Annotated in this window: 26 protein-coding genes; 18 read left to right on the top strand and 8 right to left on the bottom strand. The window is 38.7% G+C overall.

Annotation, left to right across the window (positions count from 1 at the left end):
• Nucleotides 1–7: 7 nt before the first annotated feature.
• Nucleotides 8–2749 (bottom strand): 2-oxoglutarate dehydrogenase E1 component, encoded by a 2742-nt coding sequence (locus tag JXQ92_RS16195; RefSeq protein ID WP_421987684.1) that lies wholly within the window; start codon nucleotides 2747–2749, stop codon nucleotides 8–10.
• 192 nt (nucleotides 2750–2941) lie between these two features.
• Here JXQ92_RS16195 and JXQ92_RS16190 point away from each other — a divergent pair, with 192 nt between their 5' ends.
• The 14 genes from JXQ92_RS16190 (at nucleotide 2942) to JXQ92_RS16125 (ending at nucleotide 16069) form a co-directional block, all read left to right on the top strand.
• On the top strand, nucleotides 2942–3217 hold the full coding sequence (locus JXQ92_RS16190; RefSeq protein ID WP_421987683.1) for a hypothetical protein: 276 nt from the start codon (nucleotides 2942–2944) through the stop codon (nucleotides 3215–3217).
• A 103-nt stretch (nucleotides 3218–3320) separates the two neighbouring features.
• Nucleotides 3321–4379 (top strand): DUF4221 family protein, encoded by a 1059-nt coding sequence (locus tag JXQ92_RS16185; RefSeq protein ID WP_421987682.1) that lies wholly within the window; start codon nucleotides 3321–3323, stop codon nucleotides 4377–4379.
• A 7-nt stretch (nucleotides 4380–4386) separates the two neighbouring features.
• Nucleotides 4387–4668: a hypothetical protein gene (locus JXQ92_RS16180; protein WP_421987681.1), complete on the top strand. Its 282-nt coding sequence runs from the start codon at nucleotides 4387–4389 to the stop codon at nucleotides 4666–4668.
• Nucleotides 4665–5822 (top strand): DUF4221 family protein, encoded by a 1158-nt coding sequence (locus JXQ92_RS16175; protein WP_421987680.1) that lies wholly within the window; start codon nucleotides 4665–4667, stop codon nucleotides 5820–5822. Before JXQ92_RS16180 ends, JXQ92_RS16175 begins: the two co-directional genes overlap by 4 nt.
• Before the next feature lie 274 nt (nucleotides 5823–6096).
• Nucleotides 6097–6297: a hypothetical protein gene (locus tag JXQ92_RS16170; RefSeq protein WP_421987679.1), complete on the top strand. Its 201-nt coding sequence runs from the start codon at nucleotides 6097–6099 to the stop codon at nucleotides 6295–6297.
• A gap of 130 nt (nucleotides 6298–6427) precedes the next feature.
• Nucleotides 6428–7552, top strand: a complete 1125-nt coding sequence (locus tag JXQ92_RS16165; RefSeq protein ID WP_421987678.1) for a DUF4221 family protein — start codon at nucleotides 6428–6430, stop codon at nucleotides 7550–7552.
• A 117-nt stretch (nucleotides 7553–7669) separates the two neighbouring features.
• On the top strand, nucleotides 7670–8335 hold the full coding sequence (locus JXQ92_RS16160) for a 30S ribosomal protein S16 (RefSeq protein ID WP_421987677.1): 666 nt from the start codon (nucleotides 7670–7672) through the stop codon (nucleotides 8333–8335).
• Between the two features lie 9 nt (nucleotides 8336–8344).
• Nucleotides 8345–8887: a ribosome maturation factor RimM gene (gene rimM, locus JXQ92_RS16155; RefSeq protein WP_421987676.1), complete on the top strand. Its 543-nt coding sequence runs from the start codon at nucleotides 8345–8347 to the stop codon at nucleotides 8885–8887.
• The gene (gene trmD / locus JXQ92_RS16150) at nucleotides 8877–9554 is read left to right on the top strand and encodes a tRNA (guanosine(37)-N1)-methyltransferase TrmD (RefSeq protein WP_421987675.1); all 678 of its coding nucleotides are present in this window, start codon (nucleotides 8877–8879) and stop codon (nucleotides 9552–9554) included. Before rimM ends, trmD begins: the two co-directional genes overlap by 11 nt.
• An 87-nt stretch (nucleotides 9555–9641) precedes the next feature.
• Entirely contained in the window at nucleotides 9642–10004 is a 363-nt protein-coding gene (rplS, locus tag JXQ92_RS16145; protein ID WP_421987674.1) for a 50S ribosomal protein L19, read from the top strand.
• Nucleotides 10005–10163: 159 nt separating this feature from the next.
• Nucleotides 10164–10937 carry a diaminopimelate epimerase gene (gene dapF, locus JXQ92_RS16140; protein ID WP_421987673.1) on the top strand — a complete coding sequence of 258 codons (774 nt, stop codon included), beginning with the start codon at nucleotides 10164–10166 and terminating at the stop codon, nucleotides 10935–10937.
• 65 nt (nucleotides 10938–11002) lie between these two features.
• Complete coding sequence (gene secA, locus JXQ92_RS16135) at nucleotides 11003–14353, top strand: preprotein translocase subunit SecA (RefSeq protein ID WP_421987672.1); 3351 nt, start codon at nucleotides 11003–11005, stop codon at nucleotides 14351–14353.
• Nucleotides 14346–14879, top strand: a complete 534-nt coding sequence (locus JXQ92_RS16130; RefSeq protein ID WP_421987671.1) for a hypothetical protein — start codon at nucleotides 14346–14348, stop codon at nucleotides 14877–14879. Before secA ends, JXQ92_RS16130 begins: the two co-directional genes overlap by 8 nt.
• Complete coding sequence (locus JXQ92_RS16125) at nucleotides 14876–16069, top strand: M20 metallopeptidase family protein (protein WP_421987670.1); 1194 nt, start codon at nucleotides 14876–14878, stop codon at nucleotides 16067–16069. The genes JXQ92_RS16130 and JXQ92_RS16125 overlap by 4 nt, the downstream gene beginning before the upstream one ends.
• Here JXQ92_RS16125 and JXQ92_RS16120 read toward each other — a convergent pair.
• Complete coding sequence (locus tag JXQ92_RS16120; RefSeq protein WP_421987669.1) at nucleotides 16060–17781, bottom strand: Na/Pi cotransporter family protein; 1722 nt, start codon at nucleotides 17779–17781, stop codon at nucleotides 16060–16062. The two genes, JXQ92_RS16125 and JXQ92_RS16120, sit on opposite strands and share 10 nt — an antisense overlap.
• A 296-nt stretch (nucleotides 17782–18077) precedes the next feature.
• On the opposite strand from JXQ92_RS16120, the gene JXQ92_RS16115 reads away from it, so the two are divergent.
• The 4 genes from JXQ92_RS16115 (at nucleotide 18078) to JXQ92_RS16100 (ending at nucleotide 20925) form a co-directional block, all read left to right on the top strand.
• Complete coding sequence (locus JXQ92_RS16115) at nucleotides 18078–19412, top strand: Na/Pi symporter (protein ID WP_421987668.1); 1335 nt, start codon at nucleotides 18078–18080, stop codon at nucleotides 19410–19412.
• Between the two features lie 64 nt (nucleotides 19413–19476).
• Nucleotides 19477–19824, top strand: a complete 348-nt coding sequence (locus tag JXQ92_RS16110) for a phage holin family protein (RefSeq protein ID WP_421987667.1) — start codon at nucleotides 19477–19479, stop codon at nucleotides 19822–19824.
• A gap of 5 nt (nucleotides 19825–19829) precedes the next feature.
• Complete coding sequence (locus JXQ92_RS16105; RefSeq protein WP_421987666.1) at nucleotides 19830–20171, top strand: hypothetical protein; 342 nt, start codon at nucleotides 19830–19832, stop codon at nucleotides 20169–20171.
• Nucleotides 20158–20925: a geranylgeranylglyceryl/heptaprenylglyceryl phosphate synthase gene (locus tag JXQ92_RS16100; RefSeq protein WP_421987665.1), complete on the top strand. Its 768-nt coding sequence runs from the start codon at nucleotides 20158–20160 to the stop codon at nucleotides 20923–20925. Before JXQ92_RS16105 ends, JXQ92_RS16100 begins: the two co-directional genes overlap by 14 nt.
• Here the strand turns inward: JXQ92_RS16100 and JXQ92_RS16095 are convergent.
• From JXQ92_RS16095 to panD, 6 genes are all read right to left on the bottom strand, one after another.
• Nucleotides 20911–21834 carry a helix-turn-helix domain-containing protein gene (locus JXQ92_RS16095; RefSeq protein WP_421987664.1) on the bottom strand — a complete coding sequence of 308 codons (924 nt, stop codon included), beginning with the start codon at nucleotides 21832–21834 and terminating at the stop codon, nucleotides 20911–20913. The two genes, JXQ92_RS16100 and JXQ92_RS16095, sit on opposite strands and share 15 nt — an antisense overlap.
• Nucleotides 21835–21969: 135 nt before the next feature.
• Complete coding sequence (locus JXQ92_RS16090; protein WP_421987663.1) at nucleotides 21970–23109, bottom strand: acyl-CoA dehydrogenase; 1140 nt, start codon at nucleotides 23107–23109, stop codon at nucleotides 21970–21972.
• Nucleotides 23110–23165: 56 nt separating this feature from the next.
• Entirely contained in the window at nucleotides 23166–23858 is a 693-nt protein-coding gene (locus tag JXQ92_RS16085) for a zinc metallopeptidase (protein WP_421987662.1), read from the bottom strand.
• 4 nt (nucleotides 23859–23862) lie between these two features.
• Nucleotides 23863–24342 (bottom strand): D-glycero-beta-D-manno-heptose 1-phosphate adenylyltransferase, encoded by a 480-nt coding sequence (gene rfaE2, locus JXQ92_RS16080; protein WP_421987661.1) that lies wholly within the window; start codon nucleotides 24340–24342, stop codon nucleotides 23863–23865.
• The gene (locus JXQ92_RS16075) at nucleotides 24314–25330 is read right to left on the bottom strand and encodes a lysylphosphatidylglycerol synthase transmembrane domain-containing protein (RefSeq protein ID WP_421987660.1); all 1017 of its coding nucleotides are present in this window, start codon (nucleotides 25328–25330) and stop codon (nucleotides 24314–24316) included. The genes rfaE2 and JXQ92_RS16075 overlap by 29 nt, the downstream gene beginning before the upstream one ends.
• Nucleotides 25331–25334: 4 nt before the next feature.
• Nucleotides 25335–25682, bottom strand: coding sequence for an aspartate 1-decarboxylase (gene panD, locus JXQ92_RS16070; protein ID WP_421987659.1), 348 nt, complete (start codon nucleotides 25680–25682; stop codon nucleotides 25335–25337).
• Nucleotides 25683–25708 lie beyond the last annotated feature (26 nt).

The raw sequence follows: 25708 nt of genomic DNA, 5'->3' as shown, positions 1-25708 counted from the left end.
TATGGGTTTAAGCAAAAGCTTTGTTAATAATATCTTCTTGTTCGGCGGCATGTACTTTAGCATAACCTGTGGCTGGAGATGCGCTGGCTTTTCTAGAAATTAAAGTCAACGATTTTTCCGAATATGCTCTTTGGACAAAATTCCAATAGCCCATATTTTCAGGTTCTTCCTGTAGCCAAATATATTCGGCGTTTTTGTACTTGTCGAGTATTTTATTTACCTGGCTAACCGGGAAAGGATGAAGCTGTTCAATCCTGATGATGGCAACATCTTTTCGTTTGTCTTTCTCTTTTCTTTCAAGAAGATCGAAGTAGACTTTTCCTGAACACATGATTACTTTCTTCACCGATCGTGCAGTAACACTTGTATCAGGAATTACTTCTTGGAAACTTCCTTTCTCAAAATCTGCTAATGGAGATACCGCCTTAGGGTTTCTCAGCAGTGATTTTGGTGACATTACGATCAGTGGCTTTCTAAACTCCCATGTGAGTTGTCTTCTTAAGGCATGGAAAAAGTTAGCTGGAGATGTAATGTTAGCTACCACCATATTGTACTCAGCACTAAGCTGAAGATAGCGTTCAGGTCTGGCATTTGAATGCTCGGGTCCTTGTCCTTCATAACCATGCGGTAGTAATAAAACTAAACCATTCATTCGCTGCCATTTCGTTTCAGAACATGACAAGAACTGATCTATCATTACTTGTGCGCCATTCGCAAAATCTCCGAATTGTGCTTCCCAAATAGTTAGTGCATTTGGATTGGCCATGGCATATCCAAATTCAAAGCCCATTACGCCAAATTCTGAAAGTAGTGAGTTATAGATTTCAAATTGGTTAGGCGCGCCTTCAATATGATTTAAGCTATTGTGCGCCTCATTTGTATTCAAGTCGCGAAGTACTGCATGACGGTGCGAAAAAGTGCCACGCTGTACGTCTTGGCCCGTAAGTCTCACTTTTTTACCGTCGGCGAGCAGTGATCCATAGGCCAGAAGTTCACCGCCAGCCCAGTTCAACATTTTATCTTTGAAAAACATGTCTTTGCGTTGCTTCAACTGTTTTTCAATCTGCTTAATCGGCTTAAAGCCTGAAGGAATAGAAGTAAGTGCCGTAGCTACCTTCTGGATTGTATCATTTGAAATTCCTGTTTCCGGAGAACTTTCAAAATCAGCAGGTGTAGATCTTCTAAGGTTTCTCCACTCTTCTTCAAGTGGCTGATAGGTATATGGAAGCGGTTTCTGCTTTACCATATTCAACCTGTCTTGTAATGTTGCACGGAACTCTTTGTCCATGTTTTTGGCCAATGCAGCTTCAACTGCTCCTTTTTCGATTAGTGTTTTATTATAAACTTCTCTCGGGTTGGGATGCTTAGATATAAGATTATAAAGTGATGGTTGTGTAAACTTGGGTTCATCACTTTCGTTATGACCATGCCTTCTATAACACACCATATCCACAAAAATATCTTTATGGAATTTCTGACGGTACTCTACAGCAAATTGAACACAGAAAACAACAGCTTCTGGATCGTCACCATTGACATGAAGTACAGGGGCGTCAATAATTTTGGCCACGTCCGTAGAATAGATGCTTGATCGAGCATCATCGAAGTCAGTCGTAAAACCAACCTGATTGTTAATGATAAAGTGGATAGTACCCCCAGTGAAATAGCCATCGAGGTTGCTCATTTGAACTACCTCGTACATAATCCCTTGGCCAGCTGCGGCAGCATCACCATGGATTAAGATCGGCATTACTTTAGATCTATCTCGATTGTATTCTTCATCGCCTTTTGCTCTTACAAAACCCTCTACTACTGGGTTTACAGCTTCTAAATGAGAAGGGTTTGGCGCTAGTTTAAGTTCAATGGTTTTGCCATTTGGCGCAACTACTTGGCTTGAAAAACCCAGGTGGTATTTTACATCACCGTCACCCATGGTAAGGTCAGGTGTTGCACCTCCTTCAAATTCATTAAATATTTGCTCGTAGGTTTTACCCATAATATTAGCAAGCACGTTGAGTCTTCCTCTGTGTGCCATACCAATCATTACTTCTTCCAAACCTAGTTCTGCGCCTTTATTAATAATTGCGTCTAATGCGGGAATTGTAGTTTCTCCACCTTCTAGAGAGAATCTCTTTTGGCCTAAATATTTGGTGTGCAGAAAGTTTTCAAAAACTACAGCTTCATTCAGCTTGGAAAGTATTCTTTTACGCTGATCAGCCGAAGGGTTGAAGCTAAGTGCGTCTTTTTCGATTTTTTCGCGGAGCCACTTAAGTTGTTCAGGGTCGCGAACCGACATATACTCGAAGCCGACTGTGCCTTCGTAAATGTATTTAAGCGTCTCAATGATTTTTCTGAGTGTGGCCTTACCGATTCCTATTTCTGCTCCAGAAATGAATTCAGTATCTAAATCTGCATCCGTAAGGTTAAAGTATTGCAGGTCTAGGATTGGCTTTCTGTCTTTTCGCTCTCGAACCGGATTGGTTTTAGAACGAAGGTGTGCCCTTGTTCTGTAGGCGTGAATCAGGTTCCTAACTTGTACTTCTTTGTCTGAAATACCAGGTGTTGTGGAGGTGGTAGAAGCAGCAGCCTTTCCGTTTGGCAGCATCGGATATTCTCCCTGTGCAAACTCAAAACCTTCGAAGAATTTCCTCCAGCCTTCATCTACGCTTTCAGGATTGATTTGGTATTGCTGATAAAGGCCTTCTAGCGCTTTTGGATCGGCATTACTCAGATAAGTATAATTGTCCATGGTAAAGTATTCCCATTGCTATACGGCAAATGTACAGGAATGGTTTTGGCTTTAAAAACCGTATATGCGGGTTTACAAATTTGTTTGAACATGATGCTAATTACAAAGTTTAAAACAGATAAAAATATATTAAAACTTGGTAAAGTTATTTAATAAATATAATATTGAAATAGAAATTAAAAATAGATAAAAATGAAAAAGAAAATTTATAGTTCATCCGTGCTCATGCTATTGTCAATGGGCGTTTTTGCTTTTGGCTATTCACCAGATATTTGGTCTTATTGTATGGATGGGACTGCGCAATACCTTAAGGGGGAGAAAGCTCCTCTTACCGGATATTGTGTGATTATTGGTGAGAGGGAAATTGAAAATAATACAGTTTACATATCAAAATGTAAACATGAAGGTGGAATGTTTGATGATCCAACTTGTACTGGAAATGGTGTTTTGCAACCGATTCTTAGATAGATTAGTTAGAGTTTACTTTCTAGCTATTTTAATGCTTTTATCCGTGAATTTTGGTTATAGTCAGGAAGAGAATCATAAACCTCCTAGTCTCCTAACCTTGAGCTTGGATAGTAATACTGCCGGGCCAGATTTTAGTCAAGAAGGAGGGTTTGTTTATAAGGATGGACGGGTTTACTACTTGAATGTTTTGAGCAGAGAGATTAAGGTCTTCGATTTTAAATCTGGAGAAATAGTAAGTTCGATAGGCCTTGAAAGGGCTGGGCCTAATTCGGTTGGTCCTGAGCCAAGTGCTTTTTTCCTTCATACTAAAGACTCTATTTTTATTTACTCCGATTTTTTCGGCGACCGCGTCTCGCTTATTAATAGTAAAGGTGCTGTATTGAGTCGCTTCGATTTGTCTAAGCCTGATGCCAATGAAGGTGGTGTTTTAGGTGGTGTTGTTCCATCAGGAGTTGGATCCTTTACCCTTATGGGATCGAGTCTTTTTGTTTCAAGGAGCACTTATTCTTTGAAGATTTTAAGGAGAGTGATGCCGATGTTGAAACTTAATTTAGTGGATAAAGAATTAGAATATAAGAGCGCCCCCCTTTTATATAGTGGTTTTCTTGATCGTGTACCTCAATACGAGTCTTTCTTAAATCCAGATGTTACGAGCGACAATGCTCGAGGTTTGTTGCTTATTAGTTATCCTTTGGATCATGCAATTTATGCCTCGGATGACGGTTTTATCAGCTTTCAGAAACACAATTTGAAGAGTAAGTATTTGCCAGATAAGCCCACTCTTTTACCGAAGCCACTTACGGAGTTTAAAGGTTCAAATGAGTATAGAGAGACACTCCAAAATTATGGTTTTGGGATAACGGTAGGATATTATAAAAGCTTATTATTTAATAAATATAGGAATACTTATTACCGAGTAGCAATCATTCCACATGATGCAAAGGAGTTCAGAGATTATCGGAATGGCACGAGAGATAAACTTAGTTCTACGCTATATGTGGTCATGACAATTAATGAGAATTTTGAGGTGATGAGTGAGAAGGTCTTCTCTAGTAAAGAGCTTAATCTTCATGGTGGACTCTTTATGAGTCCTGAAGGTCTTTGGGGTCTAAAGCATCAAGGAGATAACGAAGATGTATTGGAATTTGAATTATTAAAATAACTGAATTATGAAAAAGAAATTGTTTATTGCTGTCGGTGCTCTATGCACCATTACCGCAATGGCTACTGTCCTTCCTTCAAATCCTATTGAGGATTATTGTTTAAAGGGTGGTGGTGTGCGTCAAAACGCTGGAACATGTAGAATTACTGTAATAGGAGCCGAGTCTGAAGTTGAAGGTTATGAAGGTGTAATCGTTGATGTATCTTTCTGTGATTTTGACATGGACCCCACTTCTCCAGAGTCAGTTGGTTGTGCAGGGAATGCTATGGGCGGTATAATTAGACAATGATTAAAAGGTCTTTAATAGGTTCCCTGTTTCTTCTTGTTTCTCTTTGGGTGCCGAACCCTTTGAAGTCTCAAGAATTCAAGATACTCAGAGAGTTAGTTTTACAATTAGATAATGAAACTGCATATCCCTTCGCTTTAGGTGGCCGTTTTCAATATTGCGCAGATATAAATGCAATAGCGTACTTAAATCGTCTATCAAGATCGATAAAATACTTTGATTATGCGTCTGGAAAAACTTTGGCATTAGAAACAAAACTTCCTTCAGAGGGTCCAAATGGGTTTGGTATGGATCCATACTATTTTGACTACCAGAATAAAGATTCTATTTTCTTACTTTCTGCAGGTACGAACTTTAAAATGTTCTTACTAAATAGCTTGGGAAAAAAGATTAATACTTTTCATTACGATAGTAAAGATTATGAAAGTGTGCCGTTCCCAAAAGCATCTAGAACCACTGGTGCTCTTTTATTTAAATACCCGTATATGTTTATCGCGGTACACATTGGTAAAAACAAGGAACGAAATAGTGTCTCACCCATTATTAAACTTGATTTAAGAAATGATAAATTTGAATACCTAGAAGAACCTCTGCCTTATGAAGAAATTGATTTGAATCGTTTGCCTGGTTCAAATCAACCTGAATTCTACTATTCTAGTATTGCTTCTGGAATTAGGAACGATGAATTTGTGGTCAATTATCCAATGGAAGATGATTTACTATTGGTCTCTAGCGAAGGATACAAAAATGTGAATTCAAAGAGTTCAAAAATTGGCAATTTCAAATTTCTTAGTAGAGACCTTGAAGATTACATATCTCGCGAATTTCCTTTGCTTGATGTGGTAGTTAATAGTGCTAGATATCTTGGTATACTATACAATCCGTACTTGAGTCTCTATTACAGAATTGGAAAAGCTGAGGGTGACACTGGAGACTTGAGACGATCCTTGAATGGAGAAAAAAAAGGAAGGTCGTATCAGTACGTTGTAACAGTTTTGGATGCTAAGCTCAATATTATTAACGAAGAATTATTCAATTATAAAAACGCTTTTTTTGAGAGGGGTGTATTTGTTTCTCCGGATGGATTGTGGACTTTAAGTTCTGATTCAAGCAATGAAGATGAGATTAAACTTAAATTAATGGGTTTTGATAATTAGTCAGCAAAAATCTAATATTTGCATCAAGTCTTTCCTTTGTATAATACTTTGTTTTGGTCTTGTTAACTGCGAGCGATCTCTTCATTTAGATTATGAGTCTTTGCTGAAGGCTTCTTCTGTTGAAATGCCAAAATCAGAAAGGTTTCTATTAATTGTGCCTCAAAATGGTTGTTCAAACTGCATAAAAAAGGCGTATGATTTCATTTTGTCTAATTATGACAATACGAGAATAAGATTCTTTTTTACTCATTATTCATCTAGGAAAGCTGTCAAAGTGAGGTTTAGGACATTAGGCGTTCAAGATACTTCTAGGCTTGACTTTATTGATTTAGGTATTGCTAAGGATCACGGGGTTTCACTTTTTTATCCAACTCTAATTGAGTTAAATGAAGATTCTACTTTCAGAAAAGCGCTGTTAATGAATGCTGAAGACTCTTCAGATTGGAAAGAATTGAATAGTCGTGTAAATGAGTAAAGAGTCAGTAACTAATCGATCGTCGTTCATTCAACGGCAAAGATTATTTTTTTGGACTTGCGCCTCGATATTCACTTTAGCTTCATGCAGCCCCAAGAATGAAATTTCTTTAGTTGAATATGAGCTAGAAGTGACAGATTCTATCCAGTTTCTTTTCGATGAGCATACTATTCAACCCTCCACTTCTACTGGAATCTTCCAATACTTACCAGACGAAAACAGTGTTGCCTACTTAAATCAAAGAGCAAGAATTTATTCGACGAGGGAACAATATGTTCCCTACCAAAGGTCTATGCAGTTCTTTGATCTTTCTTCAGGAAAAATGTCATCATCGTTTCCTTTAAAATGGTCTGGTCGAGAAAGAATCATAAATGAGATTCAGAATTTTTATGCTGCTTCACCAGACAGTATATGGGTTTACCCTGCTAAGTTTGGTAAAGATTTAGGTATGGATATGCCTATTGCGCTGCTTAACGGCAAGGGGGAAGTTGAATTTAGAGTACCCATGCGGGGTGATAGAATGCCCGTTCCTACACCTTATGGCCTCGGCGGAATCGCGCAACGAGGGAATGAACTTATTATTTCATCTTGGATCGCGTGGAAGGAAAACCGAATGCGTTCTCCTTTTACGAATTTGAAAATTAGAAATGCGGAATTGGGTGTTATAGATTATAAACCGATTCCTTATCAAGACTTTAATATTTACTTATACCCTGGTAAACGCAGAGAGCCAAGTACTTCTTGGAGTAGCTATGGCGACTTAGCTCAGGTGAGCAGTGTAATAAATCAAAAGAACGAGTTAGTCTCAAATTTCCCACTTGATCATCGCCTTTCTATCCAAAGTAGTTCAGGGAAGGTAAGGCGCAAAAGCTTGCCTAGTCAGTATCTTAGTGACTTTCCAATTCTCGAAACGAAACTTAAGACTAATAAAGAGCTTAGAATTCAGGCAAAAGCCTCTGGACGTTATATAGTGGTGCTTTACGATCAGGAAAATGAGCTGTATTATAGGGTAGGAAGAATGCCGCTTGACGATTTAGAGCCACTTAACGACTTTAGGTTTCAGCCAACCTATATCTACTTTGTTATGGTAATCGATTCAAATTTTAACCTAATAAAAGAGAAGGAGTTTAGGTCAGCCGAGTATTTGTTTGAAAAAGGTCTGTTTGCAGCCAAAGGAGGGTTGTTTATATTAAAGAATGATAGTCTACCAGACCGAATGATCTTTCATAAGTTAGAGTTGGTTAAGAGAGATTAATTTGATTAGTAGGTAATGTTTTTGTTAATCCAAAAAATACTTACCTTTGCAGTCCTTTTTCGAGACGTGTTCTTGGAAAAGTGAGGACGAGATCCTCATAACAACTTTAAAAGTTATATGGCAGTAAAAATCAGATTGGCCAGAAGAGGCCGCAAGAAAAGAGCAATGTATGATGTAGTCATTGCTGACGCTAGAGCACCACGTGATGGACGCTTTATTGAAAAAATTGGTACTTACAACCCAAATACAGACCCTGCGACGATTAACATCGACAATGACAAGGCGTTTGATTGGGTAATGCAAGGTGCACTTCCTACTGATACCGTAAGAGCAATGCTTTCTTACAGAGGTGTTATGTTCAGAAAACACTTACAAGTAGGTGTAAACAAAGGCGCAATTACGCAGGAAGAAGCTGACAAGAAATTAGCAGCATGGATTGAGTCTAAGGATTCTAAGATTGAAGGTAAAACTGAGCAGTTGGCTAAATCTAAAGCTGATGCAAGAGCCGCAAGATTAGAAGCTGAAGCTAAAGTAAGTGCAGCGCGTGCTGAAGCAATTGCAGCAAAGAATTTTGTTGAGGAAGAAGTTGTAGAAGAAGAGGTTGTTGAAGAAGCACCTGAAGAAACTGCAGCACCTGAAGTAGAAGCAACTGTTGAAGAGGTACCTGTAGTGGAGGAAGCTCCGGCAGCAGAAGAAGCACCAGCAGCAGAGGCTCCGGTAGCAGAAGAGGCTCCAGCTACTGAAGAAGCTCCTGCAGCCGAAGAAGAAAAGAAAGAAGAGTAATCAATAGCCATGACCGTTGATGACTGTTATCAATTAGGTTACGTTGTCAAAACGCATGGTTTAAGAGGTGAAGTTCAGATTTTTCTGGACGTAGATTCACCAAATCAATACAAGAAATTGGAATCAGTGTTTGTTCTTAATGGACAAAGGCTGGTTCCTTTTTTTATTGAGTCCATTAGCTTTAATGGCGCCAAGGCAATTGTGGCTTTTGAAGATATTCATGAGTTGGCAGATGCACAGGCGCTTAAAGGGAAGGAACTTTATTTGCCATTGTCGGCCTTGCCTGCTTTAAAAGGCAAAGAGTTTTATCTTCACGAAGTGCTTGGGTTTTCTCTAATAGACAATGAAAGCCAAAAAGACGTCGGTACCATTGAAAATGTGATCGAATCTGGACCACAGCTTCTTTTTTCTATTGTGACAGCCGACGGAATAGAAATTTTGATTCCGTATCATAAGAACCTGTTGAAAGATCTGAACAGAGAGGCTAAGTCAATGACTTTAGCTATTCCAGAGGGTTTACTAGATGTTTACTTGAACAACGATGAGGATTGACATCATTACATGTTTGCCAAAGTTGTTAGAAAGTCCATTCGGTCATTCCATTTTACAGCGTGCACAAGACAAGGGTTTGGTAGAAGTAGTGGTTCACGATCTTCGTGCCTACGCGGTCAACAAGAAAAAGCAACTTGATGATTACGCTTACGGTGGAGGCGCTGGAATGGTAATGCTTATTGAACCTATTGATAAGTGCATTTCGGCCCTAAAAGAAGAAAGATCTTACGATGAGATCATTTACATGACCCCCGATGGTGAGACTTTTAACCAGCAAGTAGCCAATGAGCTATCCTTAAAAGGTAACCTCATAATACTTTGCGGCCATTATAAAGGAGTAGACGAACGGGTTAGAGAGCACTTTATTACTAGAGAGATAAGTGTTGGTGATTATGTGCTCTCTGGTGGTGAGCTAGCAGCGGCAGTTGTTTCTGATGCTATAATTAGGCTGATACCCGGTGTTCTGTCAGATGAAACTTCTGCCTTGACGGATTCTTTCCAGGATAGTTTGTTAGCACCACCAGTATATACAAGACCGGCAGAGTATAAAGGATTGAAAGTGCCAGATGTGCTTCTTTCCGGTCATGAGAAGAAAATTGAAGAGTGGCGTTTTCAAAAATCAGTGGAAAGAACAAAGAAAAGACGCCCAGACCTGTTGGATGAGTAAAATTTTTTAATCCAGTATCAGGAAATAAAAAACTAATACCTATATTTGCAGTCCAATTTTGGGAACACCAGATTAATACATTGAGATATGAGCGATCTTATCAAGTTTATAGAGGAAGAAAGTAACGAAAGAAGGGCAGCATTACCTGATTTCGCGCCAGGTGATACTGTTAACGTTCACGTTAAAATTAAAGAAGGTAATAAGGAAAGAATCCAGCAGTACCAAGGTACTGTATTACAAAGAAAGAACGCTGGTTCTAACGGCGAGACTTTCACAGTAAGAAAAATTTCTGGTGGTATCGCAGTAGAAAGAATTTTCCCTCTACTTTCTCCTAGTCTTGACAAAATTGAAGTGTTAAGAAAAGGTAAAGTAAGAAGAGCTAAGCTTTACTACTTAAGAGGTAGACAAGGTAAGGCAGCTAGAATTAAAGAACTTATCGCAAGAAAGTAATTTAGCTTTCTGAAAAGAAATCAAATCCTCAGCTTGTATTCAGGTTGAGGATTTTTTTATGTCCGACGATGGATAAGCAAAAGTCTTTTTGATTATCTCCGCCATTTTGTCACTTATTTAAAAAAGGCTCGTTAATTGCAATTAGGAGCAAAATTAGCAATGAAAACTATTCCATTTCAGAAATATCAAGGCACAGGTAACGATTTCGTGATGATCGATAATCGGAAACTTGTATTTGATAAAACTGATCTATCATTGATTAGCCACTTATGCGATCGAAGATTTGGTATTGGTGCCGATGGCGTCATACTGATTGAAAATTCTGAGTCATCCGATTTTGAAATGATCTATTTCAACCCTGACGGTTCTCAATCGCTTTGTGGAAATGGGAGCCGGTGCGCTGTCATGTTTGCCAAGGCACTAGGTATGATTCAAAATGAGACAGTGTTTCTTGCAATTGATGGTATTCATGAGGCTAGCATCACAGGGGATGAAGTTTCCCTTTTAATGCATGACGTGTTGGAGTTTGAAGCAATTGGCGATGATTACCTCATTGATACAGGTTCACCGCATTATCTGCGATACGTTAGCAACACGGATGAAATAGATCCTGTTATGGAAGGCAGAAAGATTAGATATTCAGGTCGGTTTGCTGATCAAGGCGTCAATGTTAATTTTTTGGAGCAGATTAATGACAATGCTTTAAAAATTCGCACTTATGAAAGAGGAGTAGAAGGCGAGACATTGTCTTGCGGAACAGGTTGTACAGCTGCAGCACTTTCATTAGGCCTAAAAACAAATACCAACGAAGTGTCATTAAAGGCCATAGGAGGCGATTTGAAAGTGTCTTTCGACAAACAAGATAGTACTTTCAAAAACATCTATTTAATAGGTCCGGCAAAGAAGGTTTTTTCAGGAGAATTTACCGTATAAGTTTATCTTAAGATGCCTTCTTTATTTATATACAAGAAATTAACTTTAGCACATAAACATTCAATATGAGCATTTTTACGAAAGGGATATCGAAGCTTTTCGGGAGTAAGTCTGAAAGAGATATAAAGGAGGTTACTCCTTTAGTGAAAGAGATCAATAAGGTGTACGAAACCTTATCAGGCTTAAGCGACGATCAGTTACGTGGAAAAACACAAGAATTTAAAGATCAGATTGCTAAAGACCTTAAATCTGTTGACGACGAAATAGCTGCCCTTCATGAGAGAATAGAAAAAGAACCAGATCTAGACATTCAAGAGAAAGAAAGCATCTTTCAGTCGATAGATAAACTAGAAGACACAAGAAACGAAGAGCTCGAAGTTGTGCTAATGACAATTTTACCTTCTGCATTTGCGGTAGTAAAAGAAACAGCTCGAAGGCTAAAGGAAAATGGAAAATTGGTTGTAACAGCCAATATGATGGATCGCCAACTTGCTTCGAATGGTGATCACATTGAAATTGCTGGCGATACAGCCACATGGCATAATGAATGGATGGCTGCAGGAACCCTCGTTAAGTGGGAAATGCTCCACTACGATGTTCAGCTCATTGGTGGTATCGTTCTCCATAAAGGTAAAATTTCCGAGATGGCTACAGGTGAGGGTAAAACCCTTGTAGCGACGCTTCCTGCCTATTTGAATGCACTGGCCGGAAGAGGAGTTCATGTTGTAACGGTTAATGATTATCTGGCGAAACGAGATTCAGAGTGGATGGCACCTTTGTTCCAATTCCATGGAATAACAATTGATTGTGTCGATAAACATCAACCAAATTCAGAACCAAGAAGAGAAGCATATCGTGCTGATATTACTTATGGTACAAACAACGAATTCGGTTTCGATTACCTAAGAGATAACATGGCACGGGAAGAAGGTGAACTTGTACAGCGCAAGCACCATTATGCCATGATTGATGAGGTCGATTCAGTGTTAATTGATGAAGCCAGAACACCATTGATTATTTCAGGTCCCGTGCCTAGGGGAGATGAGCATGAGTTTTACGAAATAAAGCCGAGGATTCAGAAATTGGTAGAAGCTCAGCGAAAGCTTTGTGGCCAATACTTAAATGAAGCTAAAAAGCTAATTAAAGAAGGTAAGGAAGATGAAGGTGGCCTTGCGTTATTCAGAGCTTTCAGAGGCTTGCCTAAATACAAGCCTTTGATTAAATACCTAAGTGAAACAGGAGTAAGGTTAATACTTCAAAAAACCGAGAACTTCCACTTAGCAGATAATCAAAAAAACATGCCTCAGGCCGATGAGCCACTGTATTTCACAATTGATGAAAAGAGTAATGCCGTAAACCTTACGGAAAAAGGTACTGATTTAATTACAGGAGAGGGTGAAGATCCAATGTTCTTCATCTTGACTGATATTGGCGATATCGTAGCCCAGTTTGAGAAAGATACCTCTTTAAGCGACGAAGAGAAACTCAAGCAAAAAGACGAAGCGATAAAGGACTACACAGTAAAAGCACAGCGAATTCATACGGTAAATCAGCTACTCAAAGCGTTTACTATGTTTGAGCGAGATACTGAATACATTATTGCAGATAACAAAGTTAAGATTGTTGATGAGCAGACTGGTCGTGTAATGGACGGTCGACGTTATTCAGACGGATTACACCAAGCTATCGAAGCAAAAGAGAATGTTAAAGTAGAAGACGCTACGCAAACCTACGCCACCATTACATTACAGAACTATTTCAGAATGTACCATAAACTGTCTGGAATGACGGGTACGGCTGAAACGGAAGCAGGTGAATTCTGGGAAATCTACGAATTGGACACTGTTGTAATTCCTACAAACAGACCTATCCAAAGAGATGACAGACAAGATAAAGTCTATAAAACAGTTAGGGAAAAGTTTAATGCAGTAGTTGATGAAATTATAGAGCTTACTGAACAAGGAAGACCTGTTTTGGTAGGTACAACATCGGTAGAAATATCTGAGGTTTTGAGTAGAATGCTAAACCTTAAAAAGATCAATCACCAAGTACTAAATGCGAAACAGCATGCGAGTGAAGCAGATGTAGTAGCTGCAGCAGGTAAACCAGGGACTGTGACTATTGCCACGAACATGGCAGGTAGAGGTACTGATATTAAACTGCATCCGGATTCTAAAGCCGCAGGTGGCTTGGCCATTGTAGGTACTGAGCGCCACGAATCTCGACGAGTCGATAGGCAGTTAAGAGGTAGAGCAGGTCGTCAGGGTGATCCAGGATCCTCACAGTTCTTTGTTTCTTTAGAAGATAGTTTAATGAGGCTATTCGGATCAGATAGAGTTGCTAAGCTAATGGATAGAATGGGACTTCAAGAAGGCGAAATGATTCAGCATTCTATGATTACCAAGTCTATAGAAAGAGCCCAAAGAAAAGTAGAGGAAAATAACTTTGGAACCCGTAAAAGGCTATTGGAATATGATGATATCATGAACCAACAGCGTACAGTTATTTACGATAGAAGAAGGAATGCACTAAAAGGGGAAAGACTTCAGTTAGATATTATGAACATGGTTTATGATACTTGTGAAGATATTCTAGATAACAGCAAAGGTGCTGAGGATTTCGATGCATTTAAACTGAGCTGTATCTCGGTACTTGGTATGGATTCCAAAATAGACGAAGACAGGTTCAAAAATACTGATCTGAATACGCTTGTTAATGATCTGTATGATGAAACACTTGAAGCTTACCGAGGTAAGAACAAAGCAATTTCTGATCGAACATTACCACTTTTGAAGCAAATTCAGAAAGAAAGAGGCGCAACTATCGAGAATATACTCTTACCATTTAGCGATGGTAAACGTCAGATTGGTGTGCCGGTGAATCTTGAGAAAACAATTGCAACGGAGAACCAAGAAATGGTTAAAGCCATGGAAAAAGCAATTACCCTAGGCGTGATTGACCAAACATGGAAAGAACACCTTCGTGACATGGATGACCTGAAGCAGTCCGTACAAAATGCAGTTTATGAGCAGAAGGATCCATTGTTGATCTATAAATTTGAAGCATTTGAAATGTTTAAAGTCTTCTTATCAAAAGTGAATGAAGACACCATGTCTTTCTTAACTAAATCTGATATTCCTACAGAAGACCCTAACCGAGTTCAAGAAGCGAGATCGGCCAGTAGACAAAGCTATAATGAGTCGAAAGAAGAATCGAGAAGTGCATTGGCAGGAAGACAGGACACGAGAAACAGACCTCCTGTTGAAAAAGTAGCACCTATCAAGTCGGAAAAAGTTTATGGACGAAACGATAGAGTTTCAGTTCAGTACCCAGACGGTTCTGTGAAAAAAGACGTTAAATTTAAGTCTGTAGAAGATGACATAAAGAGTAGTAAATGTGTGTTGATTGATGAATAAGGTCTTTTTAAATATCGTTTTAGTATTGCTAGTTGTAGGACTTGGCTCGGCAGGTTGTTCGAAAGCATCAATTCCTCAAAAAACAGCAAAGCAAGCGGTAGATCTTAGTTATTCGGAAGATCTCTCTCAATACAACCCGCAAGTGGAAAGTATAGAGGTTGAATCTAATGCTGAAGAACAGAAAATCATTCAAAATAAGCCATTAGTATCCCGATTCGATATTTCAGATAGTTTGAACAAGCTTTTAGATTCTGTGAGAGTTGGCAATGATTCGATTAGAATGGTTAGTGGATTTACTGTGCTTGTTTATTCGGGAAATGACCAAACTGAAGCAGGCCGAGTACGAAATAGACTTTTCGATATTGTGCCAGATATGGATGCTCGATTTAGCTACAAATTACCAACCTATTTCGTGAAAGTAGGTCAATTCTATCAGCAAGTAGAAGCACAAACACTTTATAGAAAAATCAGAAGTTATTACCCCACTGCATCAATTGTTCCGGATAAATTCCCCATCGAGCAATGATTTCAGTAAATGAGATAAAAGCACTGGCTAGCCAGTACGCTGACGACATCATTCGAATGAGGAGGCATATCCATGCTAATCCAGAACTTTCCTATGCTGAATTTGAAACGGCCAAGTATGTAGCAGAGCAATTACGGAACATGGGAATCGAGCCTCAGGAAGGTGTAGCTGAAACGGGCTTGGTTGCTTTAATAAAAGGGGTTGACCCTTCCTCTAAAGTTATTGCCTTACGCGGAGATATGGATGCCTTGCCAATTCAAGAAGCGAACGACATACCTTATAAGTCTAAGAATGATGGTGTAATGCATGCCTGCGGGCACGATGTTCATACGGCATGTTTACTTGGTGCCGCGAAGATCTTGAATGAACTAAGGGATAAATTTGAGGGAACAATTAAGCTCGTTTTTCAACCTGGTGAGGAAAAGAACCCAGGTGGAGCTTCTTTAATGATTAAAGCCGGAGCCCTAGAAAATCCTAAACCTAATAGAATGATGGGGCAACATGTGATGCCCTTTATTCCTGTTGGTAAAGTTGGTTTTCGTGAAGGTCAATACATGGCCAGTGCCGATGAAATTTACCTGACCGTAAAAGGAAAAGGAGGACATGCTGCATTGCCAGATAAGGTGATCGACCCAATACTAATTGCATCTCATATTCTTGTAGCATTACAACAAGTGGTAAGCAGAAATGCGGACCCTAAAAAACCTACAGTACTATCTTTTGGTACAATCAATGGTGGGCAAGCACAGAACATAATCCCGGATGAAGTGAAAATTTCGGGTACTTTCCGAGCGCTCAATGAGGAGTGGAGGTTTGATGCGCATAAAAGAATTAAAGCCATTGCGCAAGGTGTTGCCGAAGGTATGGGTGGAAGTTGCGATGTAAATATTGACGTGGGTTACCCATTTTTAAGCAATGATGTACAGACCACGAAAGTGGCTAGAAAGGCCGCTGAAGCTTATCTAGGATCAGAAAACGTAGTGGATTTAGATTTATGGATGGGAGCAGAAGATTTTGCCTACTACACGCATGAAGTGCCATGTACTTTCTATAGACTAGGCACAGGTAACGAAGCGAAAGGGACTACAAATGGTGTTCATACGCCAAATTTCAACATCGATGAGGATGCTATTGAAATTGGTATTGGTATGATGGCATGGTTGACTGTTAATCAGCTCGATCAAATTTGATCTTCTTCGCTGTATTTTCCGACAGCACTTTGACTGATATTCAATAAATGATCACCGATCGTCTCTAGACTAGCTATGATGTCCTTGTAGATTATTCCCTCTTTCACAGAGTATTCTTGTGCTTCAATGGATTTGAGGTTCTGCTTGTGAAGCTTAATTACAAACTTATTGATCTCCTCTTCTTTCTTGATTGCTGCTTCATCGCTTACATCTGATAAGTTATCCGTATTCAGGTTTTGCGAGACTATTTCAACAGCTTCTGCCAGAAGGTTGTGCAGTGCTTCAAGCTTATCTTTTTGTTTCGTATTGAGGACATACTTCTTATTATCTAGCCTTTCGCAATGTTTCACAAGACGGAGGTACTCATCGCCAGTACGCTCAAATTCGGAAGCGATACTCAAGATATCTCTAATCTCATTGGAGTTTTTCTGGCTTAGTTCTTCACCAGTTATTCTAATTACATAATTAGAAACTTCCTCTTCAAATTTATCTGTTGTTTGCTCAAGGTCAGCTATTCGAGACTTGTAATTCTGACTCTTAGATCTATCGTCCGACAGTAATAACTTTTTAGCATTTTTAGAAAGACTTGCTAGTACTTTTCCAAACTGCCTGATTTCCATTTTAGCTTCTTGTAAAGACAAACTTGGCGTCTTTACCATTGTACCGCTGATGTAGTTCAGTTTGAAAACTTCATCATCTGAATCATTAGATGGAATAATTCTGATCACCACTTTCGCGATGAAATTTACAAACCACACTAGTAGTAAGGTGTTGAGAATGTTAAACAGCATATGAAAAGCCGTCAGTCCATTGTTAATGGAATCAACATCCGCAAAAGGAGAACCTAAATCTAAAGACTGTACAATCCCGTCGATCAATCTTAAGAATGGATTAAACAGAATTAACATCCACAATACCCCCATAAGGTTGAATATGAGGTGTGCTCTTGCGGCACGTTTGGCATGTGTATTACCTATTACCGCGGCAATGTTTGCTGTTACGGTTGTTCCAATATTCTCTCCTAAAACGATGGCAGCAGCCATTTCAAAAGGGATTATTCCTTTGCTACAAAGTGTCAGCGTAATGGCCATAGCGGCACTAGAAGACTGAACAACTATGGTTACAATGGTTCCAACAATCACCATTAATACCGTTGAGAAGAAACCATACTCACCAAGGCTACCAATAAACTCTTGAGTTTCTGGTGGAAGATCGTTTGGAACTAAATCTTTTAAGGCTCCTAGGCCAATAAAAAGTATTGAAAAGCCAATTAAAAATTCACCTAGGTATTTCCATCTTTCCGTTTTTGAAAACAAGAATAATGGTACCGCAACCATTAATAATGGTAGCGCAAATGAAGATATACTAAACTTGAAGCCAAATAAAACTATGATAAGCGCCGTAACAGTGGTGCCTATATTAGCTCCCATAATAACACCTATAGCTTGTTTTAGGTTAAGCAATCCAGCATTTACGAAGCTTACGATCATAACCGTAGTAGCACTTGAACTTTGGATTACTGAGGTTGTAAAGAAACCCGTCATTACTCCGCCAAAGCGCGTATCGGTCATTTTACTTAAGCCACTTCTAAGCTTATCTCCAGCTACTTTTTGGATGCCTTCACTCATGACTTTCATGCCATAAATGAATAAGCCAAGTGCGCCAAAAATCTTAATCAGGGTGAGAATCAACGGTTCTTGTTCAGGAGACATTGCGGAAATTCAGAATAGCGTTTGATTGTTGGTATATAACACTGATTTGAAGTGGGTAACACAAAAATATCATTCTTTTTCAATTATCTGAACCAAGACTAAATATTGGCGTCAGATAGTGTAAAGAATTTTGGACATTTAAAATTCATAAAACACTGAAATACAGAGGAATAAGATAAATCAATATTTCGAGAGAATATAATTTGTTAACAAATGCTTTACATGGTCTAAAGCTTAAATGATCCATAATGCGCTACTTTTGATATTCAGTTTTCAAGGCGTGATAAAACACCTCAGTGGGAGATAGTTATTTTAAAATATTAGATCGAAAACCTTACGGTTTACTCCTCTCCACGGTCCTCTTTCTGTTGGCCGTCGGTCTGTTCTTGCTTGCAATAGAGCTTGTAAGTGGTTCGGTGTTGATCCTTGGAAAAGAAAGTGTCGAATCAATTCTTTTAGTAACGTCCAATCCTTTTATTGGTCTATTTATTGGTCTTCTCGCAACAGCACTTATACAGAGTAGTTCTACAGTTACCGCTATGACGGTTGCTATTGTAGCCTCAGGTTCGCTTTCTTTGGCCAATGCAATTCCAATTGTTATGGGTGCGAATATTGGTACCACTTTAACCAGTACACTCGTTTCATTAAGTTTTATTACGAATAGAAATGAGTTTAGAAAAGCTATTTCTGCCGGGACAATCCATGACTTCTTCAATATTTTCACGGCACTTATTGTCTTTCCATTAGAGTACTATTATGGAGCCTTAAGTTTCTGCGCTACTCAGCTTACTAGTCTATTTGGTGTAAGTGGAAATAGCTCCGGGTTTTTGAATGAAAACGTTGAAGGAGGCTACTCAAGAATTACGGATTTTCTCTTAAGCGTGCTGCCAGAAAATATCATTACGCTTGCTATTGGGTTAGTGCTGCTTTTCATATCTATTAAGTTTTTATCGACGATTATTTACTCTCAGCTGATTGGTCCTTCAAAGGATAGACTCAAGAAATACGTTTTTAATGACCCTTATCGTTCTTTCGGATGGGGAACATTGATAACTGCCGGTGTTCAGTCAAGCTCCATTACAACTTCATTGATTGTGCCTTTAGTGGCTTCTGGAAAAGTAAAACTGAATAATGCTTTCCCTTTTATAATGGGAGCAAATATAGGAACAACAATAACAGCGCTTTTAGCAGCTTTTAATAGATCAGAGGCCGCAATAAGTTTGGCATTTGTGCATTTGTTATTTAACCTGATCGGGGTGTTGATTTTTCTACCATTCCCAATGATCAGAAAAATACCTGTTTTAATCGCTTACCGGTTTGGTACACTAACTTTTGATTCGCGTTTATTTGGCTTCTCATATATCATCGTCTCATTCTTTTTACTGCCTTTTACATTGATTTATTTCAGTAGAAATACACCTGATGAAGAATCAATTGGATATGAAATAAAATCCCCTGAGGCTGTATATAACAGGCGAACATCTCTTTTTGAGCTCAAGGAGAATGATCTACAGGCAGCGGACTTTTTTGCTGCCGAAGAAAATACCATGATGTCACCTCTTGGCTACTCACATGTTGAAGTAGATGAATTGCTCTTTTGGGTTACAGAAAAGCCCGCTGCCTCTAGGTAGTTAGTTACCATCTGTTCGGTAATTATTGTTTCTTATTTATATCTTGCTTTAAATCCAGATTAGTTTGAAAATTTTAGATTTAGATAAGCTAGTAAGCAACTTAACGGGGTATATAGAAACCAAAATTGAGCTCGTTCAAATTGACGTTAAGGAAGAACTGACAGAGAAAATCACGAAGCTAGTGACATTTGCTATTATTGCTCTGTTCGTCTTACTCAGTGTTTTATTTTTATCTTTTGCCATAAGTGCCCTGCTCAATGATTACCTAGGCTATCCGTTTTTAGGGTATTTAATCGTTGGAGCGTTCTATTTATTACTGGGCGTTGTGTTTTTCTTACTGAAGGGTAAGGTGCTTGACAACGTTAAAGCACGCATGAGCGAAGAAAGCGAAGAAGAGGAGGAACTTGTTTAATTGATATGTCGAGGAAAGAAGAGCTACAAAAAGCAAATGATAAGATCAAGAACTCACTAGAAACACAGTTGAGTGATCTTAAGCAGAATATGGATAATGTAGGTAAAGGAGCCCTTATTATTGGTGGGGGCTTACTAGGAGCTTATCTGTTAACGAATACACTCACAAAGTCCGATAAGAAGAAAAAAACCAAAAAAGTCAAAAGAGATAAAGATGCTTCCTTTAACCAAAAGGACAACTTGTTGATGTCAACTGTAAAAGAACAGGCCTTTGTATTTTTATTGGGTCTTGCGGCAGAACGATTGACTTCCTTTTTAAACGAACTTGAAAAAGATGAAAAAGAATAGTGTTTGGAACTCTTTTGACAAAGCCAGAGCGCAAGGCAAAAAGTCACTAGCTGTTCTTTTTGATCCAGATGATACGGACGAGCGTAGCTTGATTGAAAGCTTAAACGTTTGTTTAGAAAATAACGTGGATTACCTTTTTGTAGGAGGAAGCTTGGTAACAAGCAATAACCTACACGAAGTAGTAAGCATGATAAAATCATATACTGATATACCATGCGTTCTGTTTCCAGGAAACGCTATTCAAATAGACGCTTCAGCAGATGCTATCCTTTTCTTGTCTCTTATTTCAGGAAGAAATCCTGAACTGCTGATAGGTCAGCACGTAGTTGCCGCACCAGTGGTTAAACGAAGTAACTTAGAAGTAATTCCAACGGGATATATGTTAGTGAATTCTGGTAAACCGACTAGTGCATCTTATATCAGTAATTCTCAACCTTTGCCAAACGATAAGCCAAGCCTTTCGGCAAGTACTGCATTGGCAGGGGAGATGCTTGGTTTTAAATCCATATATATGGATGCTGGAAGTGGTGCGGAAGAGCCTATTAGTGCCAAGGTAATAAAGGCTGTGCGCAAAAGTTTGAGTGTACCCTTGATTATTGGAGGTGGGCTTAATTCAACCACTAAAGCAAAGCAGGCTCTAGATGCCGGTGCTGATATCATTGTTATTGGCAATGGGGCACAAAAAAACCTCAATCTAGTGAATGAGGTTTCTGGTCTTGTTAAGTTTTATAATGAAGCCTTAAACGTTAATTAGGCTTTCTCTTCTCCTCATTTTACCCGCTGGTATACCAAACATCATTTTGAACCTTCGGCAGAAATAAGCTGTATCTTTATATCCTACTTCTCTACCAATATCGCGAATGCTTTTCTTGGTAGTTCTTAGTAAGTCAACCGCAGCTTCCATACGTTGGTATTCGATATAATCCTGAGGATTAATACCTGTCAGCATTTTGAAATACTGGCCTACGTAATCTTCAGAAACGTTAGCTACTCTAGCCAATACTTTGTTAGATAAATCACCACCGATGTTTTTCTTAATATAGTTGAAGATATCGATCAGCCTTGGATCCTTAAAGTAAGTACTGTTGGTTACTAGTTGCTCAACAAACAGCCTGTTGTCTAGAATATACCTGATCACCTCTACAACTAGATATTCGGTATTAACTTTTATAATTCTATTCTTACCTGGTCTTATAGAATTGTCTTCTGCGATGATTAATCTTATAAGGCTAGCTAATATACTCGATTTGCGAATTGCAAACGGAGTAATGTTTAGTGAAGAAAAGAAGTTGACTGAGTCAAATACTTTCGCTTCAAACATAACTTGACTAAAACCATCTACATCGAAATCGTTGATTTCAGAATCGTTGGCGTTTTGAAGGTATTTTTTCTTGTTGGTAATAAACTCATCATTTGATATAGCCTGAGATGTAACAGAACCAAATGATATAGAAAGTGATTTACCACCAGGTATGAAAAGCATATCGCCTTCAGATACTTTTTCCTGATCAGGCCCAAAATATACATCACCATTATTGATGATAATTATGGTATTTTCAACGTCGTAGTAATTATCAATAGTAACAGACTTAGCTATCTTAATATTTCTACTCTTAATGTAACGAACCCCAAGTGACTCGATAATTTTATTATAATCTTCCATGTTTCTTTAAGAGATTTTTGAAAAACAATACTCTAATGCGTGTACTAAAGTATTTAATCGTATAAAAGATTCCAAAAAAAATGGCCATTGCCAATAAAATATATGTCAATGGCCATATTTATATGATTATTCTTTTTATTTCAGTAATTCTCGAGAGATTACTATTTTCTGAATTTCAGAGGTTCCTTCGTAAATCTGTGTGATTTTTGCATCTCGCATTAAACGTTCTACATGGTACTCTTTGACGTATCCATAGCCCCCATGAACTTGTACAGCTTCTACTGTAGTGTCCATGGCCACTTTCGAAGCAAATAACTTTGCCATTGCGCTCGCTTTACCGAAGTCTTTCTTCTGGTCTTTTAAGTGAGCCGCTTTTAAGCAAAGTAAGCGTGCCGCTTCAATTTCTGTGGCCATATCAGCCAACTTGAACTGAATTGCTTGGTGTTGGCTAATTGGTTTCCCAAACGCTTTACGCTCTTTGGAGTAAGCTAGTGCTAACTCGTATGCTCCCGATGCAATTCCAAGTGCTTGAGAAGCAATACCTATCCTACCACCATTTAATGTAGACATGGCAAACTTAAAACCGAACCCATCGTCACCGATTCTGTTTTCCTTAGGCACTTTCACATCTGTAAACATTAATGAATGCGTGTCGGATCCTCTAATACCCAGTTTGTCTTCTTTTTTACCAACTACAAAACCATCCATGCCTTTTTCAACAATCAGGCAATTGATGCCTCGGTGTCCTTTTTCACGATCGGTTTGGGCTATTACTAAATATATAGATGCTGAATTACCATTGGTAATCCAGTTTTTAGTTCCGTTTAAGATGTAATGATCACCTTTGTCTTCAGCTGTAGTTTGTTGTGAAGTTGCATCAGAACCAGCTTCAGGTTCTGATAAACAAAATGCACCTATCTTCTCACCCGTAGCGAGTGGTCTTAGAAATTTTTCTTTTTGCTCTTCAGTTCCAAATTTCTCAATTCCCCAGCAAACAAGGCTATTGTTTACAGACATACAGACACTGGCAGAAGCATCGATTTTGGAAATTTCTTCCATTGCTAGGACATAAGAAATGGTATCCATTCCGCCTCCGCCATACTTAGGGTCAACCATCATCCCCATAAAACCAAGCTCGCCCATTTGTTTGACTTGCTCAGCAGGAAATTTTTGGTGTTCATCTCGTTCAATTACTCCAGGTAAAAGTTCAGTATTGGCGAACTCTCTGGCTGCATCTCTAACGGCAATATGCTCTTCTGTTAATTCGAAATTCATTCGGAAAATTTTAGCTAACGATTGTTAGGCAAAGGTAATCAATTCAATAAAATTTGCTAATCATTTCCTAGGAATGCCATAGCATAATAGAGTAACATCGCTAAAGAGCCGAGGGCTGCTACTAAATACGTACGTGCAGCGGCATTTAGGGCGTCTGCGGCCATATCATGCTCAGTTCCATTGACTATGTTTCTTTCATCAATCCATGCTAAAGCCCGTTTTGTGGCATCGTATTCTACGGGTAGGGTCACAAAGGCAAAAACGGTAAAGACAGAATAAACACCTACAATCAAAACACCAGCGGTTTCATATGGTAGAAATGATGCGCCTACACCAAAAATCATAGCAAAGAATAAAATATTCAGGATTTTGCCACTCAATGCTTGAATTGGTACCAAAGCTGAGCGCATTTTGAGTGGTGCATAGGCTGTAGCATGTTGCACAGCATGTCCGCATTCATGTGCTGCAATCGCTGTAGCCATTACTGATCTTCCGTTGTAAACATCTGGACTTAAGTTTACTGTTTTATCAAGTGGGTTATAATGATCCGTGAGTCTACCTTGAACAGAAAGCACTTGAACATCATCTATGCCGTTATCTCTCAGCATAAGTTCAGCAACCTCTTTTCCAGACAATCCCATTTGAAGTCCTACTTGAGAATATTTTTTGAATTTTCGTTTTAAGCTGCTTTGTACAGCCCAGCTAATGATCGCTATTCCGACGATTAACGCTATAAATAATGGGTCCATATTTCTAATTTTTTATTTTCTCTATAATATTCGTTGTGGAATATCCATCCACTAAATCAATGGTGTTTACTGTTCCACCATTGGCAATTACGCTTTTAGCGCCTACAATGTTTTCAACGTTGTAATCGCTGCCTTTTACCAAAACATCGGGTAAAAGATATTCTATTAGCTCTTTAGGAGTTTCTTCCCCAAAAACAGTCACTCCATCAACAAATTCTAAAGCAGCTAACATTCTAGCTCGTGCTTCTTCATTATTAATTGGTCTGTCTTCACCTTTTAGGATTCTAACTGACTCGTTGGAATTCAAGCCAATCACGAGTCTATCGCCTTGTGTTCGGGCTTTTTCTAAATAGTCAATGTGTCCTAAATGTAGAATATCGAAACAGCCATTGGAAAAGACAACTTTCTGATTTTCAGATTGCCATGCTAGAACCTTAGTTTTAAGGTCTTGTCTATTAACTATCTTTTGCGCTGTCTGTTTCAATTTGCTTTTTCTTTCTGAAGTTGAGAATTACTAAACTAAGAAAGCCAATAATTATCACGGTCACAAGTTGTGAACCTTGTGAGATAACAGCAAAAACATAACCATCTTCATAGGCTATGCCAAAAGCGACAAGTATACCTGCGACAAATACTTGATATGCACCAATTCCGTTATTTACAGGTGTAGCCATGCCAAAACTACCCATAACTAACACCGCTAGGCCAGCTATAGGTGACATATCGTCAGTAGGCCCGTAGCCAAATGAAATAACATATAACATTAAGAAATACAGAAGCCAAATACCTAAGGTTGATAAGATGAACGGGAAGGGCTTTTTTACTTGAGTAATCGCTTTGAGTCCAATCAGGAAATCCTTTATAAACGTCAAGAGTTTCGAAACGATACCGTTTCCGCTATTTTCTTCTTTCGACTTTCTTATCAGCCAGTATAAAAAAATTATTCCGGCTATACCTAAAAGAATTAAGTAAGGCCAATAGTCTAATATAAATGGTGCTTTTCTTTCAATGAAATCTATAAAGAATGACTGCAGTAAACTGTACTTCAAGGCTAGTAAGGACAACAACAGCAGACCGAGCATCAGTAAGTCTAATAAGCGATCGGTAATTACGGTACCAAAGGAAAAGGACACAGGGATGTTGTCAGATTTTTTAAGCACTGTACAGCGAGTGACTTCTCCTAGTCTAGGAATTGCCATGCTAGATAGGTACCCAACCATTAGCGCTAGATAAGAGGTTAACAGTTTCGGTTTATGACCTTGAGTCGACAGTAATAAATTCCAACGGTAGGCTCTTAGTAAGTGGCTTATCAATGATAGTCCAATGCTTAAAAATATCCACCCGAAATTAAAATTGATAATGGCATCTTTAGCTTTGCTCCATTCAAAATCACCGTTTGTATTGTAAATCACAAATCCCGTTAAGGCAATTGAAAATACTAGTTTGAAAAAGTCTTTTAGAGAGAGTCGCAAGAGTTTAAGCTATTTGATTATTGCTGTCGGGGAATATGATTTTAGGCTTATGGCTCTTTGCTTCTTCGAAATCCATCAAGCCATAGGAAACAATAATGATTATGTCACCTACTTGAACGCGTCGTGCAGCAGGTCCATTTAGGCATACTGTTCCGCTATTTCTCTCACCTTTAATTACATAAGTTTCAAATCGCTCACCATTATTCACGTTAACGATTTGCACTTTTTCATTTTCAATAATATTTGATGCCTCCATTAAGGCTTCGTCCAACGTAATACTGCCTACATAATGTAGTTCAGCTTGCGTAACTTTTGCTCTGTGAATCTTAGATTTAAAGACTTCTATTTGCATAATCTCTTCTCAAAATGAGCGCAAAG

It is taken from the genome of Roseivirga sp., assembly GCF_049099775.1.
Lineage (GTDB): Bacteria > Bacteroidota > Bacteroidia > Cytophagales > Cyclobacteriaceae > Roseivirga.
This window is presented reverse-complemented; position numbering and strand designations above follow the sequence as displayed.

Coding starts and splice junctions, on each gene's coding strand:
- JXQ92_RS16160 (WP_421987677.1), top strand. CDS start 7,670: ATGGCAGTAAAAATCAGATTGGCCAGAAGAGGCCGCAAGAAAAGAGCA.
- rplS (WP_421987674.1), top strand. CDS start 9,642: ATGAGCGATCTTATCAAGTTTATAGAGGAAGAAAGTAACGAAAGAAGG.
- JXQ92_RS16180 (WP_421987681.1), top strand. CDS start 4,387: ATGAAAAAGAAATTGTTTATTGCTGTCGGTGCTCTATGCACCATTACC.
- rimM (WP_421987676.1), top strand. CDS start 8,345: ATGACCGTTGATGACTGTTATCAATTAGGTTACGTTGTCAAAACGCAT.
- JXQ92_RS16095 (WP_421987664.1), bottom strand. CDS start 21,834: ATGGAAGATTATAATAAAATTATCGAGTCACTTGGGGTTCGTTACATT.
- secA (WP_421987672.1), top strand. CDS start 11,003: ATGAGCATTTTTACGAAAGGGATATCGAAGCTTTTCGGGAGTAAGTCT.
- JXQ92_RS16195 (WP_421987684.1), bottom strand. CDS start 2,749: ATGGACAATTATACTTATCTGAGTAATGCCGATCCAAAAGCGCTAGAA.
- JXQ92_RS16120 (WP_421987669.1), bottom strand. CDS start 17,781: ATGTCTCCTGAACAAGAACCGTTGATTCTCACCCTGATTAAGATTTTT.
- JXQ92_RS16125 (WP_421987670.1), top strand. CDS start 14,876: ATGATTTCAGTAAATGAGATAAAAGCACTGGCTAGCCAGTACGCTGAC.
- dapF (WP_421987673.1), top strand. CDS start 10,164: ATGAAAACTATTCCATTTCAGAAATATCAAGGCACAGGTAACGATTTC.
- JXQ92_RS16190 (WP_421987683.1), top strand. CDS start 2,942: ATGAAAAAGAAAATTTATAGTTCATCCGTGCTCATGCTATTGTCAATG.
- JXQ92_RS16085 (WP_421987662.1), bottom strand. CDS start 23,858: ATGGACCCATTATTTATAGCGTTAATCGTCGGAATAGCGATCATTAGC.
- panD (WP_421987659.1), bottom strand. CDS start 25,682: ATGCAAATAGAAGTCTTTAAATCTAAGATTCACAGAGCAAAAGTTACG.
- trmD (WP_421987675.1), top strand. CDS start 8,877: ATGAGGATTGACATCATTACATGTTTGCCAAAGTTGTTAGAAAGTCCA.
- JXQ92_RS16130 (WP_421987671.1), top strand. CDS start 14,346: ATGAATAAGGTCTTTTTAAATATCGTTTTAGTATTGCTAGTTGTAGGA.
- JXQ92_RS16105 (WP_421987666.1), top strand. CDS start 19,830: ATGTCGAGGAAAGAAGAGCTACAAAAAGCAAATGATAAGATCAAGAAC.
- JXQ92_RS16100 (WP_421987665.1), top strand. CDS start 20,158: ATGAAAAAGAATAGTGTTTGGAACTCTTTTGACAAAGCCAGAGCGCAA.
- JXQ92_RS16090 (WP_421987663.1), bottom strand. CDS start 23,109: ATGAATTTCGAATTAACAGAAGAGCATATTGCCGTTAGAGATGCAGCC.
- JXQ92_RS16175 (WP_421987680.1), top strand. CDS start 4,665: ATGATTAAAAGGTCTTTAATAGGTTCCCTGTTTCTTCTTGTTTCTCTT.